The organism is Ideonella sp. FW305-24 (genome assembly GCF_058788035.1).
The window spans coordinates 38,799-55,287 of the sequence record NZ_JBYTAI010000005.1 but is presented as its reverse complement, the minus strand read 5'-3'; the positions used below and the strand labels follow the sequence as shown (position 1 = coordinate 55,287).

The 16,489-nt window shown below is 66.9% G+C and carries 21 protein-coding genes; 16 read left to right on the top strand and 5 right to left on the bottom strand.

Annotation, left to right across the window (positions count from 1 at the left end; genetic code table 11):
• Window positions 1–10: 10 nt before the first annotated feature.
• Entirely contained in the window at window positions 11–757 is a 747-nt protein-coding gene (gene gpmA / locus AC3WR5_RS14885; protein ID WP_492485543.1) for a 2,3-diphosphoglycerate-dependent phosphoglycerate mutase, read from the bottom strand.
• Between the two features lie 103 nt (window positions 758–860).
• On the opposite strand from gpmA, the gene AC3WR5_RS14880 reads away from it, so the two are divergent.
• From AC3WR5_RS14880 to AC3WR5_RS14865, 4 genes are all read left to right on the top strand, one after another.
• A complete protein-coding gene (locus tag AC3WR5_RS14880) occupies window positions 861–1,289 on the top strand; it encodes a rhodanese-like domain-containing protein (protein ID WP_141288504.1) in 429 nt (142 codons plus the stop codon).
• 122 nt (window positions 1,290–1,411) lie between these two features.
• Window positions 1,412–1,672, top strand: coding sequence for a glutaredoxin 3 (gene grxC, locus AC3WR5_RS14875; RefSeq protein ID WP_141288503.1), 261 nt, complete (start codon window positions 1,412–1,414; stop codon window positions 1,670–1,672).
• A 156-nt stretch (window positions 1,673–1,828) separates the two neighbouring features.
• On the top strand, window positions 1,829–2,296 hold the full coding sequence (secB, locus tag AC3WR5_RS14870) for a protein-export chaperone SecB (protein ID WP_492485542.1): 468 nt from the start codon (window positions 1,829–1,831) through the stop codon (window positions 2,294–2,296).
• Window positions 2,297–2,322: 26 nt separating this feature from the next.
• Window positions 2,323–3,309 (top strand): NAD(P)H-dependent glycerol-3-phosphate dehydrogenase, encoded by a 987-nt coding sequence (locus tag AC3WR5_RS14865; protein ID WP_492485892.1) that lies wholly within the window; start codon window positions 2,323–2,325, stop codon window positions 3,307–3,309.
• On the opposite strand, the gene trmL is transcribed toward AC3WR5_RS14865, so the two are convergent.
• A complete protein-coding gene (trmL, locus tag AC3WR5_RS14860) occupies window positions 3,306–3,776 on the bottom strand; it encodes a tRNA (uridine(34)/cytosine(34)/5-carboxymethylaminomethyluridine(34)-2'-O)-methyltransferase TrmL (RefSeq protein ID WP_492485541.1) in 471 nt (156 codons plus the stop codon). The two genes, AC3WR5_RS14865 and trmL, sit on opposite strands and share 4 nt — an antisense overlap.
• A 28-nt stretch (window positions 3,777–3,804) precedes the next feature.
• Window positions 3,805–4,548 (bottom strand): ComF family protein, encoded by a 744-nt coding sequence (locus AC3WR5_RS14855; protein WP_492485540.1) that lies wholly within the window; start codon window positions 4,546–4,548, stop codon window positions 3,805–3,807.
• Between the two features lie 56 nt (window positions 4,549–4,604).
• On the opposite strand from AC3WR5_RS14855, the gene AC3WR5_RS14850 reads away from it, so the two are divergent.
• The 7 genes from AC3WR5_RS14850 to AC3WR5_RS14820 all read left to right on the top strand — a co-directional run bounded on the left by AC3WR5_RS14850 (window position 4,605) and on the right by AC3WR5_RS14820 (window position 10,793).
• Window positions 4,605–5,501 carry a methyltransferase domain-containing protein gene (locus AC3WR5_RS14850; protein WP_492485539.1) on the top strand — a complete coding sequence of 299 codons (897 nt, stop codon included), beginning with the start codon at window positions 4,605–4,607 and terminating at the stop codon, window positions 5,499–5,501.
• A 363-nt stretch (window positions 5,502–5,864) separates the two neighbouring features.
• Window positions 5,865–7,034, top strand: coding sequence for a cytochrome c oxidase subunit II (gene coxB, locus AC3WR5_RS14845; RefSeq protein WP_492485891.1), 1,170 nt, complete (start codon window positions 5,865–5,867; stop codon window positions 7,032–7,034).
• 29 nt (window positions 7,035–7,063) lie between these two features.
• The gene (gene ctaD / locus AC3WR5_RS14840) at window positions 7,064–8,686 is read left to right on the top strand and encodes a cytochrome c oxidase subunit I (RefSeq protein ID WP_141288519.1); all 1,623 of its coding nucleotides are present in this window, start codon (window positions 7,064–7,066) and stop codon (window positions 8,684–8,686) included.
• Between the two features lie 30 nt (window positions 8,687–8,716).
• Window positions 8,717–8,830 (top strand): cytochrome oxidase small assembly protein, encoded by a 114-nt coding sequence (locus tag AC3WR5_RS14835; RefSeq protein ID WP_425551828.1) that lies wholly within the window; start codon window positions 8,717–8,719, stop codon window positions 8,828–8,830.
• Window positions 8,831–8,874: 44 nt separating this feature from the next.
• Entirely contained in the window at window positions 8,875–9,501 is a 627-nt protein-coding gene (locus tag AC3WR5_RS14830) for a cytochrome c oxidase assembly protein (RefSeq protein ID WP_492485538.1), read from the top strand.
• A gap of 109 nt (window positions 9,502–9,610) precedes the next feature.
• A complete protein-coding gene (locus AC3WR5_RS14825) occupies window positions 9,611–9,856 on the top strand; it encodes a DUF2970 domain-containing protein (RefSeq protein WP_141288517.1) in 246 nt (81 codons plus the stop codon).
• Window positions 9,857–9,896: 40 nt separating this feature from the next.
• Window positions 9,897–10,793 carry a cytochrome c oxidase subunit 3 gene (locus AC3WR5_RS14820; RefSeq protein ID WP_492485537.1) on the top strand — a complete coding sequence of 299 codons (897 nt, stop codon included), beginning with the start codon at window positions 9,897–9,899 and terminating at the stop codon, window positions 10,791–10,793.
• Between the two features lie 55 nt (window positions 10,794–10,848).
• On the opposite strand, the gene AC3WR5_RS14815 is transcribed toward AC3WR5_RS14820, so the two are convergent.
• Window positions 10,849–11,070, bottom strand: a complete 222-nt coding sequence (locus AC3WR5_RS14815; protein WP_211361429.1) for a twin transmembrane helix small protein — start codon at window positions 11,068–11,070, stop codon at window positions 10,849–10,851.
• 51 nt (window positions 11,071–11,121) lie between these two features.
• Here AC3WR5_RS14815 and AC3WR5_RS14810 point away from each other — a divergent pair, with 51 nt between their 5' ends.
• The 5 genes from AC3WR5_RS14810 to AC3WR5_RS14790 are packed head-to-tail and all read left to right on the top strand — an operon-like array spanning window position 11,122 to window position 15,237.
• Window positions 11,122–11,865 (top strand): SURF1 family protein, encoded by a 744-nt coding sequence (locus AC3WR5_RS14810; protein WP_492485536.1) that lies wholly within the window; start codon window positions 11,122–11,124, stop codon window positions 11,863–11,865.
• Complete coding sequence (locus AC3WR5_RS14805; protein ID WP_492485535.1) at window positions 11,852–12,523, top strand: SCO family protein; 672 nt, start codon at window positions 11,852–11,854, stop codon at window positions 12,521–12,523. Before AC3WR5_RS14810 ends, AC3WR5_RS14805 begins: the two co-directional genes overlap by 14 nt.
• Window positions 12,523–13,668, top strand: coding sequence for a COX15/CtaA family protein (locus AC3WR5_RS14800; RefSeq protein ID WP_492485534.1), 1,146 nt, complete (start codon window positions 12,523–12,525; stop codon window positions 13,666–13,668). Before AC3WR5_RS14805 ends, AC3WR5_RS14800 begins: the two co-directional genes overlap by 1 nt.
• Window positions 13,665–14,594 (top strand): heme o synthase, encoded by a 930-nt coding sequence (cyoE, locus tag AC3WR5_RS14795; protein ID WP_170200979.1) that lies wholly within the window; start codon window positions 13,665–13,667, stop codon window positions 14,592–14,594. Before AC3WR5_RS14800 ends, cyoE begins: the two co-directional genes overlap by 4 nt.
• Window positions 14,595–14,625: 31 nt before the next feature.
• The gene (locus AC3WR5_RS14790) at window positions 14,626–15,237 is read left to right on the top strand and encodes an SCO family protein (RefSeq protein ID WP_492485533.1); all 612 of its coding nucleotides are present in this window, start codon (window positions 14,626–14,628) and stop codon (window positions 15,235–15,237) included.
• 66 nt (window positions 15,238–15,303) lie between these two features.
• Here the strand turns inward: AC3WR5_RS14790 and rpoH are convergent, their stop codons facing one another.
• Entirely contained in the window at window positions 15,304–16,221 is a 918-nt protein-coding gene (gene rpoH / locus AC3WR5_RS14785) for an RNA polymerase sigma factor RpoH (protein ID WP_141289501.1), read from the bottom strand.
• Window positions 16,222–16,489: the final 268 nt, after the last annotated feature.

Genomic DNA, 16,489 nt, shown 5'->3' with positions numbered 1-16,489 from the left:
CCACAGCTCTTCAGGCCTTCTTGCCCTGGTTCGCCACGGCGGCTGCAGCGGCCGCGGCGGCTTCGGCGTCGCCCAGGTAGTAGCGCTTGATCGGCTTCAGGTCGGCGTCCAGCTCGTAGACCATCGGGATGCCGTTGGGGATGTTGACGCCGACGATCTCGTCGTCCGAGATGTTGTCCAGGTACTTGACCAGCGCGCGGATGGAGTTGCCATGCGCGGCAACCAGCAGGCGCTGGCCGGACTTGATGGCCGGGGCCAGCGTGTCGTCCCAGAACGGGATCACGCGGGCCACGGTGTCCTTCAGGCATTCGGTCAGCGGCACCTGCTCGGGCGAGAGCTTGGCGTAGCGCACGTCCTGGCGCTGGCCACGCGGGTCGTCGGCTTCCAGTGCGGGCGGCGGCGTGTCGTAGCTGCGGCGCCAGATCAGCACCTGTGCATCGCCGTACTGCTTGGCCATGTCGGCCTTGTTCAGGCCTTGCAGGCCGCCGTAGTGGCGCTCGTTCAGGCGCCAGTCCTTGACGACCGGCAGCCAGGTGCGCTCCAGCGTGTCCAGGCAGTGCCACAGCGTCCAGATCGCGCGCTTGAGCACCGAGGTGTAGGTGACGTCGAATTCGTAGCCCTCGGCCTTCAGCAGCTCGCCAGCGGCGCGGGCCTGGGCCACGCCGGTGTCGGTCAGCTCGACGTCGGTCCAGCCGGTGAAGCGGTTTTCCAGGTTCCAGGTGGATTCACCGTGGCGGATCAGCACGAGCTTGTACATGGACTTTTGGGGCGCGGTGTGGCGCGCTGGTGGCAGCTGCAAAGGCCCGAATTCTATAATTCGCGATTCCTTTCCTTACGGCCCTTGGCCGCCGAGACACGCCATGGGCAGCACGCAAGAATTCTTTGTTCAAAACTGGTACCTGATCGCTGCCGCACTGGTGTCGGGCGGGCTGCTGGCCCTGCCGTCGCTGCGCCGGGGGGCGCAGGGTGGTGGCGTCTCGCCGGCCGAGGCAGTGCGCCTGATCAACCGCGAGAAGGCCGTGGTAGTGGACGTGTGCGAGCCGGCCGAATACGCCGCCGGCCATGTGGTGGGTGCGCGCAGCGTGCCGCTGGACACGCTGGAGAAGGCCGGCAAGGAATTGCCGTCCAACAAGACCCTGCCGCTCGTGGTCGTCTGCGCCAGTGGCGCACGGGCCAACAAGGCCGCTGCGCTGCTGCGCCAGCGCGGCCATGAAAACGTGCAGGTGCTGGCCGGCGGCATGCGCGCCTGGCGCGAGGCCAACCTGCCGGTGGAAACCAGCAAGGCCTGAGTGGGCTTGGGCTGGCTTGTGCCGGCGCATGTCCTGATGCCGCCTGCGGCCTTGCCGTGCGGCCCTGCAAGCCGAGGGGCCGCGGCGGACAATTCAGGCCTGTCCTGACCAAAGCTGACGCCATGAACAAAGTCCAGATGTACACGACCCAGGTCTGCCCGTTCTGCATCCGCGCCAAGGCCTTGCTGAAGCAACGCGGCGTGGAATCCATCGAGGAGATCCGCGTTGACCTGGAGCCCTCGCAGCGCAACCTGATGATCGAACGCACCGGCCGCCGCACCGTGCCGCAGATCTTCATTGGCGACACCCATGTGGGCGGTTGCGATGACCTGATGGCGCTGGACCAGCGCGGTGGGTTGCAGCCTCTGCTGCAAAAGTCCTGAAACCCGTCCGCGGCCGGGTGCAGGCCCTGCGGCGCTGCGCCTTGGCCAGTGTCACAGGCGCTGCGCCTTGGCCAGTGTCACAGGCGCTGCGCCATAATGCCGCCCGCAGCCCGCCACCATCCCGGGGCGGGCTTTGTCTTTTCCCGAAAGCGCTTCATGGCCGAACAAGACCAGACCCCCGTGTTCCAGCTGCAACGCATGTACCTGAAGGACTTGTCGCTGGAGCAACCGAACTCCCCGCAAATCCTGCTGGAGCAGCAGCAGCCGCAAGTCGACATCCAGCTGGGCATGGGCGCCGAGCCGATCGCCGAAGGCATCTTCGAGGTCAGCGTCACCGCGACTGTGACCACCAAGGTCGGCGAACGCACGCTGTTCCTGGTCGAGGCCAAGCAGGCCGGCATCTTCGAGATCCGCAACGTGCCGGACGCGCAGCTGTCGGGCATCGTCGGCGTGGTCTGCCCGCAGATGATCTACCCGTACCTGCGCGCCATCGTCTCGGACGTCTGCACCCGCGCCGGCTTCCCGCCCATCCTGCTGGCCGAAGTCAACTTCCAGGCCATGTTCGAAGCCCAGCAGGCGCAAGCCGCTGCCGGCACCGCAGGCAACCCCGCAGCGATCAACTGATCCTCGTGCCAAGCGCTGCGCCGCCGCTGCGCATCACGGTGCTTGGCGCCGGTGCCTGGGGCACTGCGCTGGCGATTGCCGCCGCACAGCGCCACGAGGTGCTGCTGTGGGCGCGGGACGCGGCACAGGTGGCCGAGATGGCCGCTGCGCGCTGCAACACCCGTTACCTGCCCAAGCTTGCGTTCCCGGCTGGCCTGTTGCCCAGCGCCGACTGGGCGCGAGCGATGGCGCATGCAGCCGATGACGGTCTGTTCATCGTCGCGACGCCGATGGCCGGCCTGCGCGCCACGCTGGCCGCGCTGCCGGCACAGGCGCGGGTCTTCTGGCTCTGCAAGGGCTTCGAGGCCGGCAGCGGGCTGCTGGGCCACCAGATTGCCGAGCAGGAGCTGCCGAATGCGCGCGCAGGCGTGCTGTCCGGCCCCAGCTTTGCGCAGGAAGTGGCCGCGGGATTGCCGACCGCACTGGTCGCCGCGAGTGCCGACGAGGCGTTGACCCGTTTGGCCGTGGATGCCTTCCATGGCGGCGCCTTGCGCGTCTACATGTCGCCCGATCCCATCGGGGTCGAGGTCGGCGGGGCGGTCAAGAACGTGCTGGCGATTGCGACCGGCATCGCAGACGGGCTGGGCCTGGGCCTGAACGCCCGCGCCGCGCTGATCACCCGCGGGCTGGCCGAGATGTCACGCCTGGGCGTTGCGATGGGCGCACGCGCCGACACCTTCATGGGCCTCACGGGCCTGGGCGACCTGGTGCTCACAGCCACTGGCGACCTGTCGCGCAACCGCCAGGTTGGCCTGGCACTGGCCGAAGGGCTGGACCTGCCGGCCGCGTTGGCACGGCTGGGCCACGTTGCTGAGGGCGTCTACAGCGCCGCCACTGTGACCGCGCGTGCCCGGGCCTTGGGCGTGGACATGCCGCTGTGCGAAGCGGTGAACCAGGTCCTGAGCGGTGGTTGCACGCCGGCCCAGGCCGTGACCCAGCTGATGCAGCGCGATGCCCGCGCCGAAACGCTTTAGATACTGCCCTCGAAGCCGCACTGCCGCCAGGCTTCGAAGACCGACACCGCGACCGCGTTGCTGAGATTCAGGCTGCGCTGATCCGGCCGCATCGGCAGCCGCAGGCGCTGTTCGGCCGGGAAGGTCTCGCGCAGTGCCGGCGGTAAGCCGGCGGTTTCCTGGCCGAAAACCAGCACGTCGCCTGCTTGCCAGGCCACCTCGCTGGGCCGGCGCCGGCCGTGGGTCGTGAAGGCAAAGCAGCGCGCCGGGTCGGGCTGCTCGGCGTCCAGGAAGGCCTGCCATGAAGCATGGCGATGCACGGCGGCGTACTCGTGATAGTCCAGCCCGGCGCGCTGCAGCAGCTTGTCTTCCATGCGGAAGCCCAGTGGCTCGATCAGGTGCAGCGCGCAGCCCGTGTTGGCCGCGAGGCGGATCACGTTGCCGGTGTTGGGCGGGATTTCGGGGTGGACGAGCACGATGCGGAACATCGCGGCATTGTCGCGTCTGTCGCCGCACTCAATCCTTCGGCGCCGCGGTCGGTGTGCGTGCAAGCACCCAGAGCCAGACTTGCGCTGCGCCGGCTTGCTGCAGCGTGCGTGCCGCCTCGAACGCGGTGGCGCCGGTGGTCATCACGTCGTCGACCAGCGCCACGCGCTTGCCGGCCAGCAGGCGGCTGCCGGCGGTGCTGAGCAGGAAGGCGCCGCGCAGGTTGGCGCGGCGCGCGGCCGGGTCGGCCAGAAGCGACTGGGTTTCGGTGGCGCGCCAGCGCAGCAGCCAGTCCGCGTGCGCTGGCCTGTCCAGCGCCTTGCCAAGACGGCGGGCCAGTTCCCAGGATTGGTTGTAGCCGCGTTGCTGCGCCCGTTTTTCGAACAGCGGCACTGGCAGCAGCAGCTCCACGGCTTTGGCGCTGTGCTGCTTGTCTTGCTGGATGGCTTCAAGCAATGGCTTGACCAGCAGCCCGGCCATTTCGGGCCGGCCGCCGAACTTCATTGCAGCGATCAGGCCGTCCCAGGGGAAGCCATAGTCCAGCGCGGCCAGCGTGCCGGTGACCGGCGGCGGCTCTTCGATGCAGCGGCCGCAGCGCGGTGCCTGCGAGCTGGCAGCTGTCAATGCGTCCGCAGCCAACGCCAGGCCGCAGCCCGTGCAGCGGCTCTGCGGCGCGGCAAAACGCTGCAGGCAGGGGCTGCACAGGCCGCCGCGCGTCCACTGGCGGCAGATGGGGCAGGGGGCGGGCCAGCGACCCGTGGCAAGCCAGGACATGTGGGCCTCAATATACTGGCGCGCCCGAAAAATTCTCAGCCTCCGAGCCGGTGTCCATGTCCGCTTCTTCGTCCCGGCTCGATCCAGCCGCCCTGCGCCGCGTGATGCAGCGCCGTCTTCAGGCTGGTCAGATGCCCTGGCTGCATCAGGAGGTTGCGCGCCGCATGGCCGAGCGGCTGTCCCTGATCCTGCGCACGCCGGCCCAGGTGCTGGACTGGTCGCTGGACGCCGGCCCGCCGTCCGAGGCGCTGGTGGCTGCCAACCCCGAGGCCACGATCACCGTGGTGGACGCCACTGCCAGCGATGCCGCTGCCACGCCGCAGCGCCCCGGTTGGTGGGCGCGCTTTCGCGGGGCGTCCGCCGCATTGCCGCGCGTTGCGCCCGCGGCGGTGCCTGCCGAGAGTGCCGACCTGCTGTGGTCCAACATGCTGCTGCATCACGAGGCCGAGCCACCGCAAACGCTGCGCGCCTGGCGCCAGGCGCTGAAGCAGGATGGCTTCGTGATGTTCTCGACCGTGGGCCCTGGCTCGCTGGCGATGCTGCGCGCGGTCTATGTGGCGGCGGGCTGGCCTTTGCCGCATGCGCCGTTTGTCGACATGCACGACCTGGGCGACATGATGGTCGAGGCCGGTTTTGCCGATCCGGTGATGGACCAGGAGGTCCTGACGCTGACCTACGCCGACCCGACGCGCCTGCTCGAAGAGCTGCGCGAGTGGGGCGGCAACACCGAGCCACAGCGCCTCGCCGGCCTGCGCACGCCACGCTGGCGCGAGCGCTTGCTCGCGGCATTGCGTGCGCGGGCCGGTGCTGACGGCCGCATCGCGCTGGAGCTTGAGCTTGTCTACGGTCACGCCTTCCGTGCGCCGGACCGTGGACCACAGGTGGCCGCTGAGACCAGCGTCGGCCTGGATGCGATGAAATTGATGTTGCGCAAGTCCGGTGGCCGCAAATAGGCTCGGATAGAATTTCCTGATTGATATTGATCAGTCCTGGGTGCCCGGATCTTCGTCGGTCGATCGATTGAAGACCGGTGGCCCGGTCAGTGTGGGCTGTTCGGGTTCGCGCGCGCGTCACTGTCCATACGCGGGGCGGTACTGGACCTGATGCGGCCGACCCCCGATTCGCGGTAGCCTGCTCGCCGAGCCCGGTTGCGATGGCCGCTGGGCCGGACTGCCCGATATGCGCTGCCGGGCTGGCGGTCCGCTCGCCGCGGCTGAGGGTGTGCGAGACGACGGAGAAGATCAGGGGCACGCTGCGGCAGTCAGTGTGATCATGGGTTTGGAACGGAACTGACGACAACGATGATGATGACGACCATGCTTTGCAAGAACGTCACGCGCACAGCCCTGGCGCTGGTCGCCCCGCTGCTGGTTGGCGCGGCAATCGCGGCGCCGGTCAATGACCTGCCGGGTGGCCCGGGCGTCAACCAGATGGACCTGCAGGCCCCGGTGACACGCATTGCCACCGACATCCAGAACCTGCACTACGGGCTGATGATCGTCTGCCTGGTGATCTTCGTGCTGGTCTTCGGGGTGATGTTCTATTCCATCCTGAAGCACCGCAAGTCGCTGGGCGCCAAGCCGGCGAACTTCCACGAGAGCGTCGGCGTGGAGATCGCCTGGACCATCGTGCCGTTCATCATCGTCACGGTGATGGGCTTCGCGGCCACCAAGACGGTGGTCGCCGAGAAGGACACCAGCAACGCCGACCTGACCATCAAGGCCACCGGCTACCAGTGGAAGTGGGGCTACGACTACCTCAAGGGCGAAGGCGAGGGCATCAGCTTCCTGGCCACGCTGGACACCGCGCAGCGCGAGATGTCCGACGCCGGCGCGCCGCAGGGCGACAACTACCTGCTGAAGGTCGACAACCCGGTGGTCGTGCCAGTGAACAAGAAGGTGCGTGTCATCACCACCGCCAACGACGTGATCCACGCGTGGATGGTGCCGGCCTTCGGCGTCAAGCAGGACGCCATTCCCGGCTTTGTGCGCGACACCTGGTTCAAGGCCGAGAAGGTGGGCGACTACTACGGCCAGTGCGCCGAGCTGTGTGGCAAGGAACACGCCTACATGCCGATCCATGTGCGGGTCTTGTCCACCGAGGACTACAGCAAGTGGGTCGACGGCAAGAAGAAGGAGATCGCCGCCAAGGCCGACGATCCGGGCAAAGTCTGGGAACAGGCCGCGCTGATCGCCCGCGGCGAGAAGGTCTACACCGCCAACTGCGCCGTCTGCCACAAGCCAGACGGCAAGGGCGCCGGCCCGATCAAGCCGCTGGACGGCTCGCCCAAGGTGCTGGATGCCGACAAGACGGTGCAGGTCCATGTGCTGCTGAACGGCCAGAACAATGGCGCCATGCCGTCGTGGAAGCAGCTCTCCGACACCGAGATCGCCGCGGTGGTGACCTACACCAAGAACAGCTGGAGCAACAAGACCGGCCAGACGGTGCAGCCGGCCGAAGTCGTTGCGGCCCGCAAGCAGCCTTGAATCCCCGAGCGATCTGAAAAGGAAAAGTCATGAGTGCTGTTCTCGACCATCACGGGGATCACGGCCACGCGCACGACGACCATGGGCATCCCCATGGCTGGCGCCGCTGGGTCTTTGCGACCAACCACAAGGACATCGGCACGCTGTACCTGCTGTTCAGCTTCACGATGCTGATCATCGGCGGCATCCTGGCGCTGTGCATCCGGGCCGAGCTGTTCAAGCCGGGCCTTCAGTTCTTCAACCCCGAACTGTTCAACCAGTTCACCACCATGCACGGGCTGATCATGGTGTTCGGGGCCATCATGCCGGCCTTCGTCGGCTTCGCGAACTGGATGATCCCGCTGCAGATCGGCGCGGCGGACATGGCTTTCGCGCGCATGAACAACTTCAGCTTCTGGCTGCTGATCCCGGCCGCGCTGATGCTGGTTTCATCGTTCTTCATGCCCGGTGGCGCACCGGCGGCGGGCTGGACGCTTTATGCGCCGCTGACGCTGCAGATGGGCCCGTCGATGGACGCCGGCATCTTCGCGATGCACATCATGGGCGCCTCGTCCATCATGGGTTCGATCAACATCATCGTCACCATCCTGAACATGCGCGCGCCCGGCATGACGCTGATGAAGATGCCGCTGTTCGCCTGGACCTGGCTGATCACCGCCTACCTGCTGATCGCCGTGATGCCGGTGCTGGCCGGCGCGATCACGATGACGCTGACCGACCGCCACTTCGGCACCAGCTTCTTCAATCCGGCCGGCGGTGGCGACCCGATCATGTACCAGCACATCTTCTGGTTCTTCGGGCACCCGGAGGTCTACATCATGATCCTGCCGGCCTTCGGCATCGTCAGCGCCATCATCCCGGCGTTCGCGCGCAAGAAGCTGTTCGGCTACACCTCGATGGTCTATGCGACCGGCTCGATCGCCATCCTGTCCTTCATCGTCTGGGCCCACCACATGTACACCACCGGCATGCCGGTGACGGGCCAGCTGTTCTTCATGTACGCGACCATGCTGATCGCGGTGCCCACGGGCGTGAAGGTCTTCAACTGGATCGCCACGATGTGGCGCGGTTCGATGACCTTCGAGACGCCGATGCTGTTCGCAGTCGGCTTCCTGTTCGTGTTCTCGATGGGCGGTTTCACCGGCCTGATCCTGTCGATGGCGCCGATCGACCAGCAGCTGCAGGACACCTACTACGTCGTCGCCCACTTCCACTACGTGCTGGTGGCCGGCTCGCTGTACGGCATGTTCGCCGGCTATTACTACTGGTCGCCCAAGTGGACCGGCGTGATGTATTCGGAGACTCGCGGCAAGATCCACTTCTGGGGCTCGCTGATCTTCTTCAACGTGACCTTCTTCCCGATGCACTTCCTGGGTCTGGCCGGCATGCCCCGCCGCTATGCCGACTACCCGATGCAGTTCGCCGACTTCAATGCGCTGGCCTCCATCGGCGCCTTCGGCTTCGGGCTGATGCAGGTCTATTTCTTCCTGTTCGTGGTCGTGCCTGCGATGCGCGGCAAGGGCGAGCCTGCGCCGCAAAAGCCTTGGGAAGGTGCCGAGGGCCTGGAATGGGAAGTGCCGTCGCCGGCCCCGTTCCACACCTTCGAAACCCCGCCCAAGCTGGACGCCAGCGCCACGCGCATCATCGGCTGATCGCATTTCCGAGTACGCACCTCCGTGGCCCTGACCCCCGAACAACGCAAAGCCAACCTGCGGCTGGCCCTGATCCTGGCGACGATCTCGATCTCGCTGGGTGTCGGCTTTGTGCTCAAGGTCTTGCTGACCCAAGGCCACTGAGTGCAGGCCCGCTTGCTTTCCTCTGACGGTCTGCCGCTTCATCCATGAAACTGACCGCCCTGCGCCGCGACAACCTGCAGATGACGGCCAAGCTGCTGGTCGTGACGTTTTGCATGTTCGCGTTTGGCTATGGGCTGGTGCCGCTGTACAAGCACATCTGCGAAGCGCTGGGCATCAACGTGCTGTCACTGGCCGAGCCGAATGGCGGTGGCGGCGCGCGCAAGCTGCCGGCCAATACGCAGGTGGACATGAGCCGCACCGTGACGGTGGAGTTCGACGCCAATGCACGCGGGCCGTGGGAGTTCAAGCCGGCGGTCAATTCGCTGCAGGTGCACCCGGGCGAGATGGCGACCGTGATGTACCAGTTCCGCAATGTGCAGGACCGCACGATGGCCGCGCAGGCCATTCCCAGCTACGCGCCGCACCAGGCCTCGCCGTATTTCAACAAGCTCGAATGCTTCTGCTTCAACGAGTACGTGCTGGCGCCCGGTGAAGGCAAGCAGTGGCCGGTGGTGTTCTACCTGGACCCGAAGCTGCCCAAGGACGTGACCACGATCACGCTGTCCTACACCTTCTTCGAGGTCGGCGGCAAAGTGCCAGCGGCACCGGCTGGCCACACCGCACAGGCGCCGGTGCCTGTGCTGGCGGATGCCGTGCGAGCGCCGTCATGAACCCCTTTGCATCATCCTGTTCCGCGCGGGCCGGGCGCCGGGCCGCTCCCAAGCTGGCCCGCATCCCGTCGGGGGATCGGCCGACGTATTCGTTGGACGAGGGGCTGACATGACCGACAAGCCCGCTGCTGAACCTTCGCTGCTGGCGCGCAAAGGCTCGTTCCTGGGCACGCTGAAGGCGGTCGCCTGGTCCTTCTTTGGTGTGCGCCGCGGCACGGATTACGAGCGCGACCTGGGCCAGCTCAATCCGCTGCACCTGGTGGTGGCGGCGGTCATTGGCGCGGCGTTGTTCGTGCTGGCGCTGGTGCTGCTGGCGAACTGGGTGGTGGGCAGCGGCGCGGCCGCCAGCGCCTAGCAATTTCAAAGTTTCGAGAGAAGACGAGGAGACCCCGAACATGTCCGCTCACATGCCCGCTGCCGGCAGCCTAGGCACCGCGCCGTACTACTTCATTCCGGCGCCATCGCGACACCCGGTGATGGCGGCCATTGGCCTGTTTTTCGTCATCCTCGGTGCCGGCCAGTGGGTCAACGGCCACGGCTGGGGCGCGTATTCGCTGGCGGCCGGCCTGCTGATCTGGCTGACCGTGCTGTTCCAGTGGTTCAGCCAGGCGATTGGCGAAAGCGAATCGGGCCAGTATTCGGACCGCATCGACGTTTCCTACCGCTGGAGCATGAGCTGGTTCATCTTCTCGGAGGTGATGTTCTTCGCGGCCTTCTTCGGCGCCTTGTACTGGGCTCGCGTACATGCGCTGCCGTCGCTGGGCAGCATCGAGAACCAGCTGCTGTGGCCGGACTTCAAGGCCGTGTGGCCCAGCACCGCCGCCGGCATGACCGCTTCGCCGGCAGGCACAGTGGCGCCGTTCACCACGATGGGCCCGTGGCCCATCCCGACCATCAACACCGGCATCCTGCTGACCTCCGGCGTCACGCTGACGATTGCCCACCACGCGCTGATCGCTGGCCACCGCAGCAAGACGGTTGCCTGGATGTGCGTGACCGTGCTGCTGGGCATCCTGTTCCTGGGCTTCCAGGTCTACGAGTACCACCATGCCTACACCGAGCTGAACCTCAAGCTCAGCTCCGGGATTTATGGCTCGACCTTCTTCATGCTGACCGGCTTCCACGGTTTCCACGTGTTCGTGGGCATGCTGATGCTGCTGTTCATCACCATCCGCCTGAGCAAGGGCCACTTCACGCCGCAGCGCCACTTCGGCTTCGAAGGCGCCGCCTGGTACTGGCACTTCGTGGACGTGGTTTGGCTGGGCCTTTACCTGGTCGTCTACTGGATGTGAGCTCGCTCGGCGATTGACAGAAACGCCGCTCGACGCGGCGTTTTTTGTGCCGGCTTCACCGCCCCAGCGGAATGCCGCGCGGCTCGATCCAGCCCATCTGCCAGGCCAGCAGCACCAACAGGAACAGCGTGATCGATAGCCCCACGCGCAACGCCAGGGCCCTCGCCATGCGCTTGTGTTGGGCCCCGTCGCTGCCAGGCCGGCGCAGCATGAACACACCGGCGCTGGCCAGCACCACGACAATGGCGAACAGCGCCAGCAGGATCACGATTTTCATGCCGAGCATTATTTGCGTTCACCGGACCCAGGCATGGGCAGGGTTTGCCGCATGGCAATGACGGCCGGCCAACGTCGCGGACTGGTGTTGCTGGCGGCCTTGTTGGGCATGGCCTTGATGGCCCGCATGGGCTTGTGGCAACTGGACCGGGCCAAACAGAAGCTGGTGCTGCAGGCGGAGATCACCGAACACGGCCGGCTGCCGGCGCTGGGCAACGACAGCCTGGCGCGCACCCAGTTGCAGGCCGACGAGCAGGCCTATCGCCCCATCACGCTCACAGGCCACTGGGTGCCCGGCGCCACCGTCTTTCTCGACAACCGGCAGATGCAGGGACGGCCCGGATTCTTCATGCTGACGCCGCTGCGCCTGGCCGCTGGCGACGCGGTGCTGGTGCAGCGCGGCTGGGCGCCGCGCGACCAACTGGACCGCACGCGCCTGCCACAGGTTCCGACACCCGAAGGTGAAGTGCAGGTCACCGGCCGCGTGGCACCGTGGCCGTCGCGGCTGACGCAACTGGGCGAAGATGCGCCCGGGCCGATCCGCCAGAACCTGGACCGTGAGGCTTTCGCCGCGCAGCAAGGCCTGTCGCTGCGGCCGCTGTCGGTGCAGGCCCTGGCGCCGATGGCCTTGGGCGGTGTGCCTCAGGACGATGGCTTGCTGCGCGACTGGCCACAGCCGGCGGTCGACGTCGCCAAGCATTACGGTTACGCAGCCCAATGGTTTGTTTTCTGCGCCATGATCGCGGGTCTTTATGTCTGGTTCCAACTCATTCGACCCCGCCGTGCCCGCGCATGATCCGCTGGCCATGACGGTGCACACGCCAGCCGTGACGCTGCCAGACGCACAGCGCAAGCGGGGCCGCGCGACCATGCTGCTGGTGCTGCTGGCCTGCCTGGCACCGGTGGCGGCGTCCTACTTCCTGTATTTCGTGGTGCGGCCGCAGACGCGCAGCAACTATGCCGAGCTGATCCAGCCCACGCGCGGCCTGCCGGCCGACCTGCCGCTGCGCAGCCTGGGCGGGCAGCCCGTACCCGCCGGCAGCCTGAAGAACCAGTGGCTGATGATCGTCGTGGCCGGAGGTGATTGCGACAGCCGCTGCGAAGCGCTGCTGTACGACCAGCGCCAGCTGCGCGAGATGATGGGCCGCGAGAAGGACCGCATCGACCGCGTCTGGCTGGTGGTGGACAACGCACCGCTGCGCCCGCCCATCGCACAGGCCATGCAGGCCGGCGTGCCGGCGACGGTGCTGCGCGTGCCACGCGAGGCCTTGACAGCCTGGCTGCAGCCGGCGCCAGGCCAGGCGCTGGAAGACCACCTCTACCTGATCGATCCGATGGGTGAGTGGATGATGCGCACGCCTGTGCCGCTGGCGCCGGAGAAGTTCAAGAAGGACCTGGAGCGCCTGCTGCGCGCCTCGGCTTTCTGGGACCGGCCGGGCCGGGAGCCGCGCTGATGCTGGACCCGCGCTGGGCGGTTTTCGTGCCGCTGCTGCTGGGCGCGGCCACGCTGGCGCTGCTGCCGCTGGGCTGGGTCTGGCTGCGCCGCCGCGGAGCGGATACGCCGGCCCGGCTGGCTGCGCTGACGGCCTTGACGCTGTTCCTGACCTTCGACCTGATTGCCTTCGGCGCCTTCACCCGGCTGACCGATTCGGGCCTCGGTTGCCCGGACTGGCCTGGCTGTTACGGTGAAGCCAGCCCCTTGCATGCACAGGAAGAGATCCAGGCCGCGCAGGCCGCGATGCCCACCGGCCCGGTGACCTGGCACAAGGCCTGGATCGAGATGGTCCACCGTTACCTGGCGATGGTCGTCGGCGCCTTGTGTCTGGTGCTGGCGGTGCTCAGCTTCATGGCCCGAAAACGCCTGCCGCATTCGCTGGCCTGGCCGGTGCTCACGCTGGTCTGGGTCATCGTGCAAGGCATGTTCGGCAAGTACACCGTGACGCTGAAGCTCTACCCGGCCATCGTCACTGGCCACCTGCTGGGCGCAATGGTGTTGCTGGCCTTGCTGATGCTGCAGCACCAGGCCTACCGCGACCGTGCATTGTTGCTGTCGCCTGCCTTGCGGCGCGGGGCGGGCGGCGTCCTGGCGCTGCTGGTGCTGCAGATCGCGCTGGGCGGCTGGGTGAGCACCAACTACGCCGTCGTGGCATGCCAGGGCTTTCCGCAGTGCAACGGCCAGTGGTGGCCGCAGGCCGATTTCCACCAGGGCTTCACGCTGCTGCGCGAACTGGGCCGGTCCGGCCATGGCGGTTACCTGGCGCTGGACGCGCTGGTGGCCATCCATTGGGTGCACCGGCTGGTGGCGGCGCTGCTGGGCGTGGCCATGCTGGCGCTCATCGTGGCCTTGTGGCGCCGGGGTGGCGAAGCCCGCGGCTACGCGCAAGCCTTGCTGGCCTTGCTGGCGCTGCAGCTGGCCAGCGGCATTGGCAACGTGGTCTTGCAGTGGCCGCTGTTGGGGGCATTGGCCCACAGTGCCGGCGCGGCTGCACTGTTGGCGACAATGGTGGGCTTGCTCGCCCGCGCCAGGTTGGCGCGAGTGCAGCAGGTGTCATCTTCTCCGGCCGCTGCCGCGTCGCGCGGCCCTGCCTTGTCCACATGAGTCCGCCCATGGCCGCCGCGCCCGCTGTTTCGTCTCCCGCCCCGATGTCCAAATGGGCCCAGTACCGGGCGCTGACCAAGCCGCGCGTGGTGCAGCTGATCGTCTTCTGCGCCGTCATCGGCATGCTGCTGGCCAGCCCTGGCATCCCGCCCTGGCGGGTGCTGGTGGCTGGCACGCTGGGCATCTGGCTGGTGGCGGGTGCGGCGGCGGCGTTCAACTGCCTGATCGAGGCCAAGATCGACCAGCGCATGAAGCGCACCGCCTGGCGGCCGACCGCCAAGGGCGAGCTGGCGCCGCGCGACACCTTGCTGTTCTCGGGCGTGCTGTGCCTGGCCGGCTGCCTCATGTTGTGGATCTGGGTCAACCCGCTGACGACCTGGCTGACGCTGGCCACCTTCGTCGGCTACGCCGTCATCTACACCGTGGTGCTGAAGCCGCGCACGCCGCAGAACATCGTCATCGGCGGCGCATCGGGCGCGATGCCGCCGGTGCTGGGCTGGGCAGCGGTGCGGGGCGACGCCGGGCCGGAAGCCTGGCTGCTGTGCCTGATCATCTTCCTGTGGACTCCGCCGCACTTCTGGGCGCTGGCGCTGTACCGCGCCGACGACTACCGACGCTCCGGCCTGCCGATGCTGCCGGTGACCCACGGCGCCGAGCTGACGCGGCTGCATGTGTTCCTCTACACCATCGTGCTGCTGGCCGGCACGCTGATGCCGTTTGTCTACGGCATGAGCGGCTGGATCTACCTGGCCAGCGCGCTGGTGCTGGGCTTCTGGTTCATTGCCTACGGTTTCCGGCTGTGGCGCAATTACTCCGACGCGCTGGCCCGCCGCACCTTCTTCTTCTCCATCCTTTACCTGGCGCTGCTGTTCGCCGCGCTGCTGGTGGACCACTACCTGAGTCCGCTGCTGGCCGGCTTGCGCTGAGCCGGCTGCGTCGCAACCCGATGTCCGTTCGATGAACCCTCAAGCAACTGCCTGGTCCCGCCGCCACTGGCTGGCGGCGACCGCCGCGCTGGCGCTGGCCGCCTGCGACCGCCCAGGCCCCACCGCCGGCTTCAAAGGCGTGGACATCACCGGCGCCGAGTACGCCAGCGGCCTCAGCCTGCAGGACGTGGACGGCCAGCCGCGCACGCTGGCCCAGTACAAGGGCAAGGTGCTGGTGGTGTTCTTCGGCTACACGCAATGCCCGGACGTCTGCCCGACGACGATGGGCGAGCTGGCGGCAGTCAAGCAGCAGCTTGGCGAGCAGGGCAAGGACGTGCTGCCGATCTTCGTCACGCTGGACCCGGAGCGCGACACCGGCCCGGTGCTGAAGGCCTACATGGCCAACTTCGGGCCGGACTTCATCGCGCTGCGCGGCACGCCGGAGCAGACGCTGGCGGCAGCCAAGGGCTTCAAGGTGTTTTTCGCGAAGGTGCCTGGCAAGACCGAAAGCAGCTACACGCTGGACCACACCGCCGGCTCCTACCTGTTCGACCGCCAGGGCAGGGTGCGGGTGTTCACCCGCTATGGCGGCGGGCCGGACGTGCTGGCGCAGGACCTGAAGCAGTTGCTGGCCGAAGGCTGAGGCCGGCTGGCCCTACAACGAAAACGGCTCCCGAGGGAGCTGTTTTGCATCGCAGGGCGGAAGCGTTCAGGCCGCTTCCAGCGCCTTGCGCATCTTCTTCATCGCCGCCACTTCGATCTGGCGGATGCGCTCTGCGCTGACGCCGTAGTCGGCCGCCAGCTCATGCAGCGTCATGCCGCCGGAGCTGTCGTCGTTGACCTTCAGCCAGCGTTCCTCGACGATGCGGCGGCTGCGGGGGTCGAGCTGGTCCAGCGCATGGGCAATGCCGTCGCTGCCCAGCCAGTCGCGGCCACGTGCTTCCAGCACCCGGGTCGGCTCCTGCGTGTCGTCGGCCAGGTAGGCGATGGGGGCGAAGGTTTCCTCGCCTTCGTCGCCCTGCGGCTCGAAAGCCACGTCGCCACCCGACAGCCGGGTTTCCATCTCGACGACCTCTTCCGGCTTGACGTTCAAGTCGCGGGCCATGGTCGCCACTTCGTCAGGCGTCAGCGTCGCGCGGAAACTCTGGTCGCCAGACTTGCTCTTCAGCGTCTGCTTCATCGAACGCAGGTTGAAGAACAGCTTGCGCTGGGCCTTGGTCGTCGCGACCTTGACCATGCGCCAGTTCTTCAGGATGTACTCGTGGATCTCGGCCTTGATCCAGTGCAGCGCGTAGCTGACCAAGCGCACGCCTTGTTCCGGGTCAAAGCGGCGCACCGCCTTCATCAGGCCGACGTTGCCTTCCTGGATCAGGTCGCCTTGCGGCAGGCCGTAACCCAGGTACTGGCGCGAGACCGACACGACCAGGCGCAGGTGCGACAGCACCAATCGGCCGGCGGCCTGTACGTCGTCCTTGTCGCGCAACTGGCGCGCGAACTCACCTTCTTCTTCCGGCGTGAGCAGCGGAATGCGGTTGACCGCGGTGATGTAGGCATCCAGGTTGCCGATCGGCGGCACCAGGGCCCACGGATCACGCAAGGCCAGGGCGTTGGTGGAGGTCATGGTCATGTGGTGGTGGACTCGTGTGCCAGGAAATTGGTTCCGCGGATATTAGCACTCCCTCCGGTTGAGTGCTAAGGCGGGTCATGTGGGGTCGCGTGGGTTCGAGTTCCAGGGTTTTTGCTCCCCTAGAAAGAAGGGTGAAAAGGTCGTAAAAATCTCTGGGAGAACTCTTGAAGAAAATATGACAGATGGCTAAAGTCAGTTCACGGTGCCGGGTGTGGTGATGGATTGCACGCCGGCAATGAGCTTGTGGGCCAGCAGCGCGCCGGCCTGC

Bases quoted from the DNA above. Each gene is read 5' to 3' on its own strand.
- gpmA (WP_492485543.1), bottom strand. From the start codon at position 757: ATGTACAAGCTCGTGCTGATCCGCCACGGTGAATCCACCTGGAACCTG.
- AC3WR5_RS14880 (WP_141288504.1), top strand. From the start codon at position 861: ATGGGCAGCACGCAAGAATTCTTTGTTCAAAACTGGTACCTGATCGCT.
- grxC (WP_141288503.1), top strand. From the start codon at position 1,412: ATGAACAAAGTCCAGATGTACACGACCCAGGTCTGCCCGTTCTGCATC.
- secB (WP_492485542.1), top strand. From the start codon at position 1,829: ATGGCCGAACAAGACCAGACCCCCGTGTTCCAGCTGCAACGCATGTAC.
- trmL (WP_492485541.1), bottom strand. From the start codon at position 3,776: ATGTTCCGCATCGTGCTCGTCCACCCCGAAATCCCGCCCAACACCGGC.
- AC3WR5_RS14855 (WP_492485540.1), bottom strand. From the start codon at position 4,548: ATGTCCTGGCTTGCCACGGGTCGCTGGCCCGCCCCCTGCCCCATCTGC.
- AC3WR5_RS14850 (WP_492485539.1), top strand. From the start codon at position 4,605: ATGTCCGCTTCTTCGTCCCGGCTCGATCCAGCCGCCCTGCGCCGCGTG.
- coxB (WP_492485891.1), top strand. From the start codon at position 5,865: ATGCTTTGCAAGAACGTCACGCGCACAGCCCTGGCGCTGGTCGCCCCG.
- ctaD (WP_141288519.1), top strand. From the start codon at position 7,064: ATGAGTGCTGTTCTCGACCATCACGGGGATCACGGCCACGCGCACGAC.
- AC3WR5_RS14830 (WP_492485538.1), top strand. From the start codon at position 8,875: ATGAAACTGACCGCCCTGCGCCGCGACAACCTGCAGATGACGGCCAAG.
- AC3WR5_RS14825 (WP_141288517.1), top strand. From the start codon at position 9,611: ATGACCGACAAGCCCGCTGCTGAACCTTCGCTGCTGGCGCGCAAAGGC.
- AC3WR5_RS14820 (WP_492485537.1), top strand. From the start codon at position 9,897: ATGTCCGCTCACATGCCCGCTGCCGGCAGCCTAGGCACCGCGCCGTAC.
- AC3WR5_RS14815 (WP_211361429.1), bottom strand. From the start codon at position 11,070: ATGAAAATCGTGATCCTGCTGGCGCTGTTCGCCATTGTCGTGGTGCTG.
- AC3WR5_RS14810 (WP_492485536.1), top strand. From the start codon at position 11,122: ATGGCAATGACGGCCGGCCAACGTCGCGGACTGGTGTTGCTGGCGGCC.
- AC3WR5_RS14800 (WP_492485534.1), top strand. From the start codon at position 12,523: ATGCTGGACCCGCGCTGGGCGGTTTTCGTGCCGCTGCTGCTGGGCGCG.
- cyoE (WP_170200979.1), top strand. From the start codon at position 13,665: ATGAGTCCGCCCATGGCCGCCGCGCCCGCTGTTTCGTCTCCCGCCCCG.
- AC3WR5_RS14790 (WP_492485533.1), top strand. From the start codon at position 14,626: ATGAACCCTCAAGCAACTGCCTGGTCCCGCCGCCACTGGCTGGCGGCG.
- rpoH (WP_141289501.1), bottom strand. From the start codon at position 16,221: ATGACCATGACCTCCACCAACGCCCTGGCCTTGCGTGATCCGTGGGCC.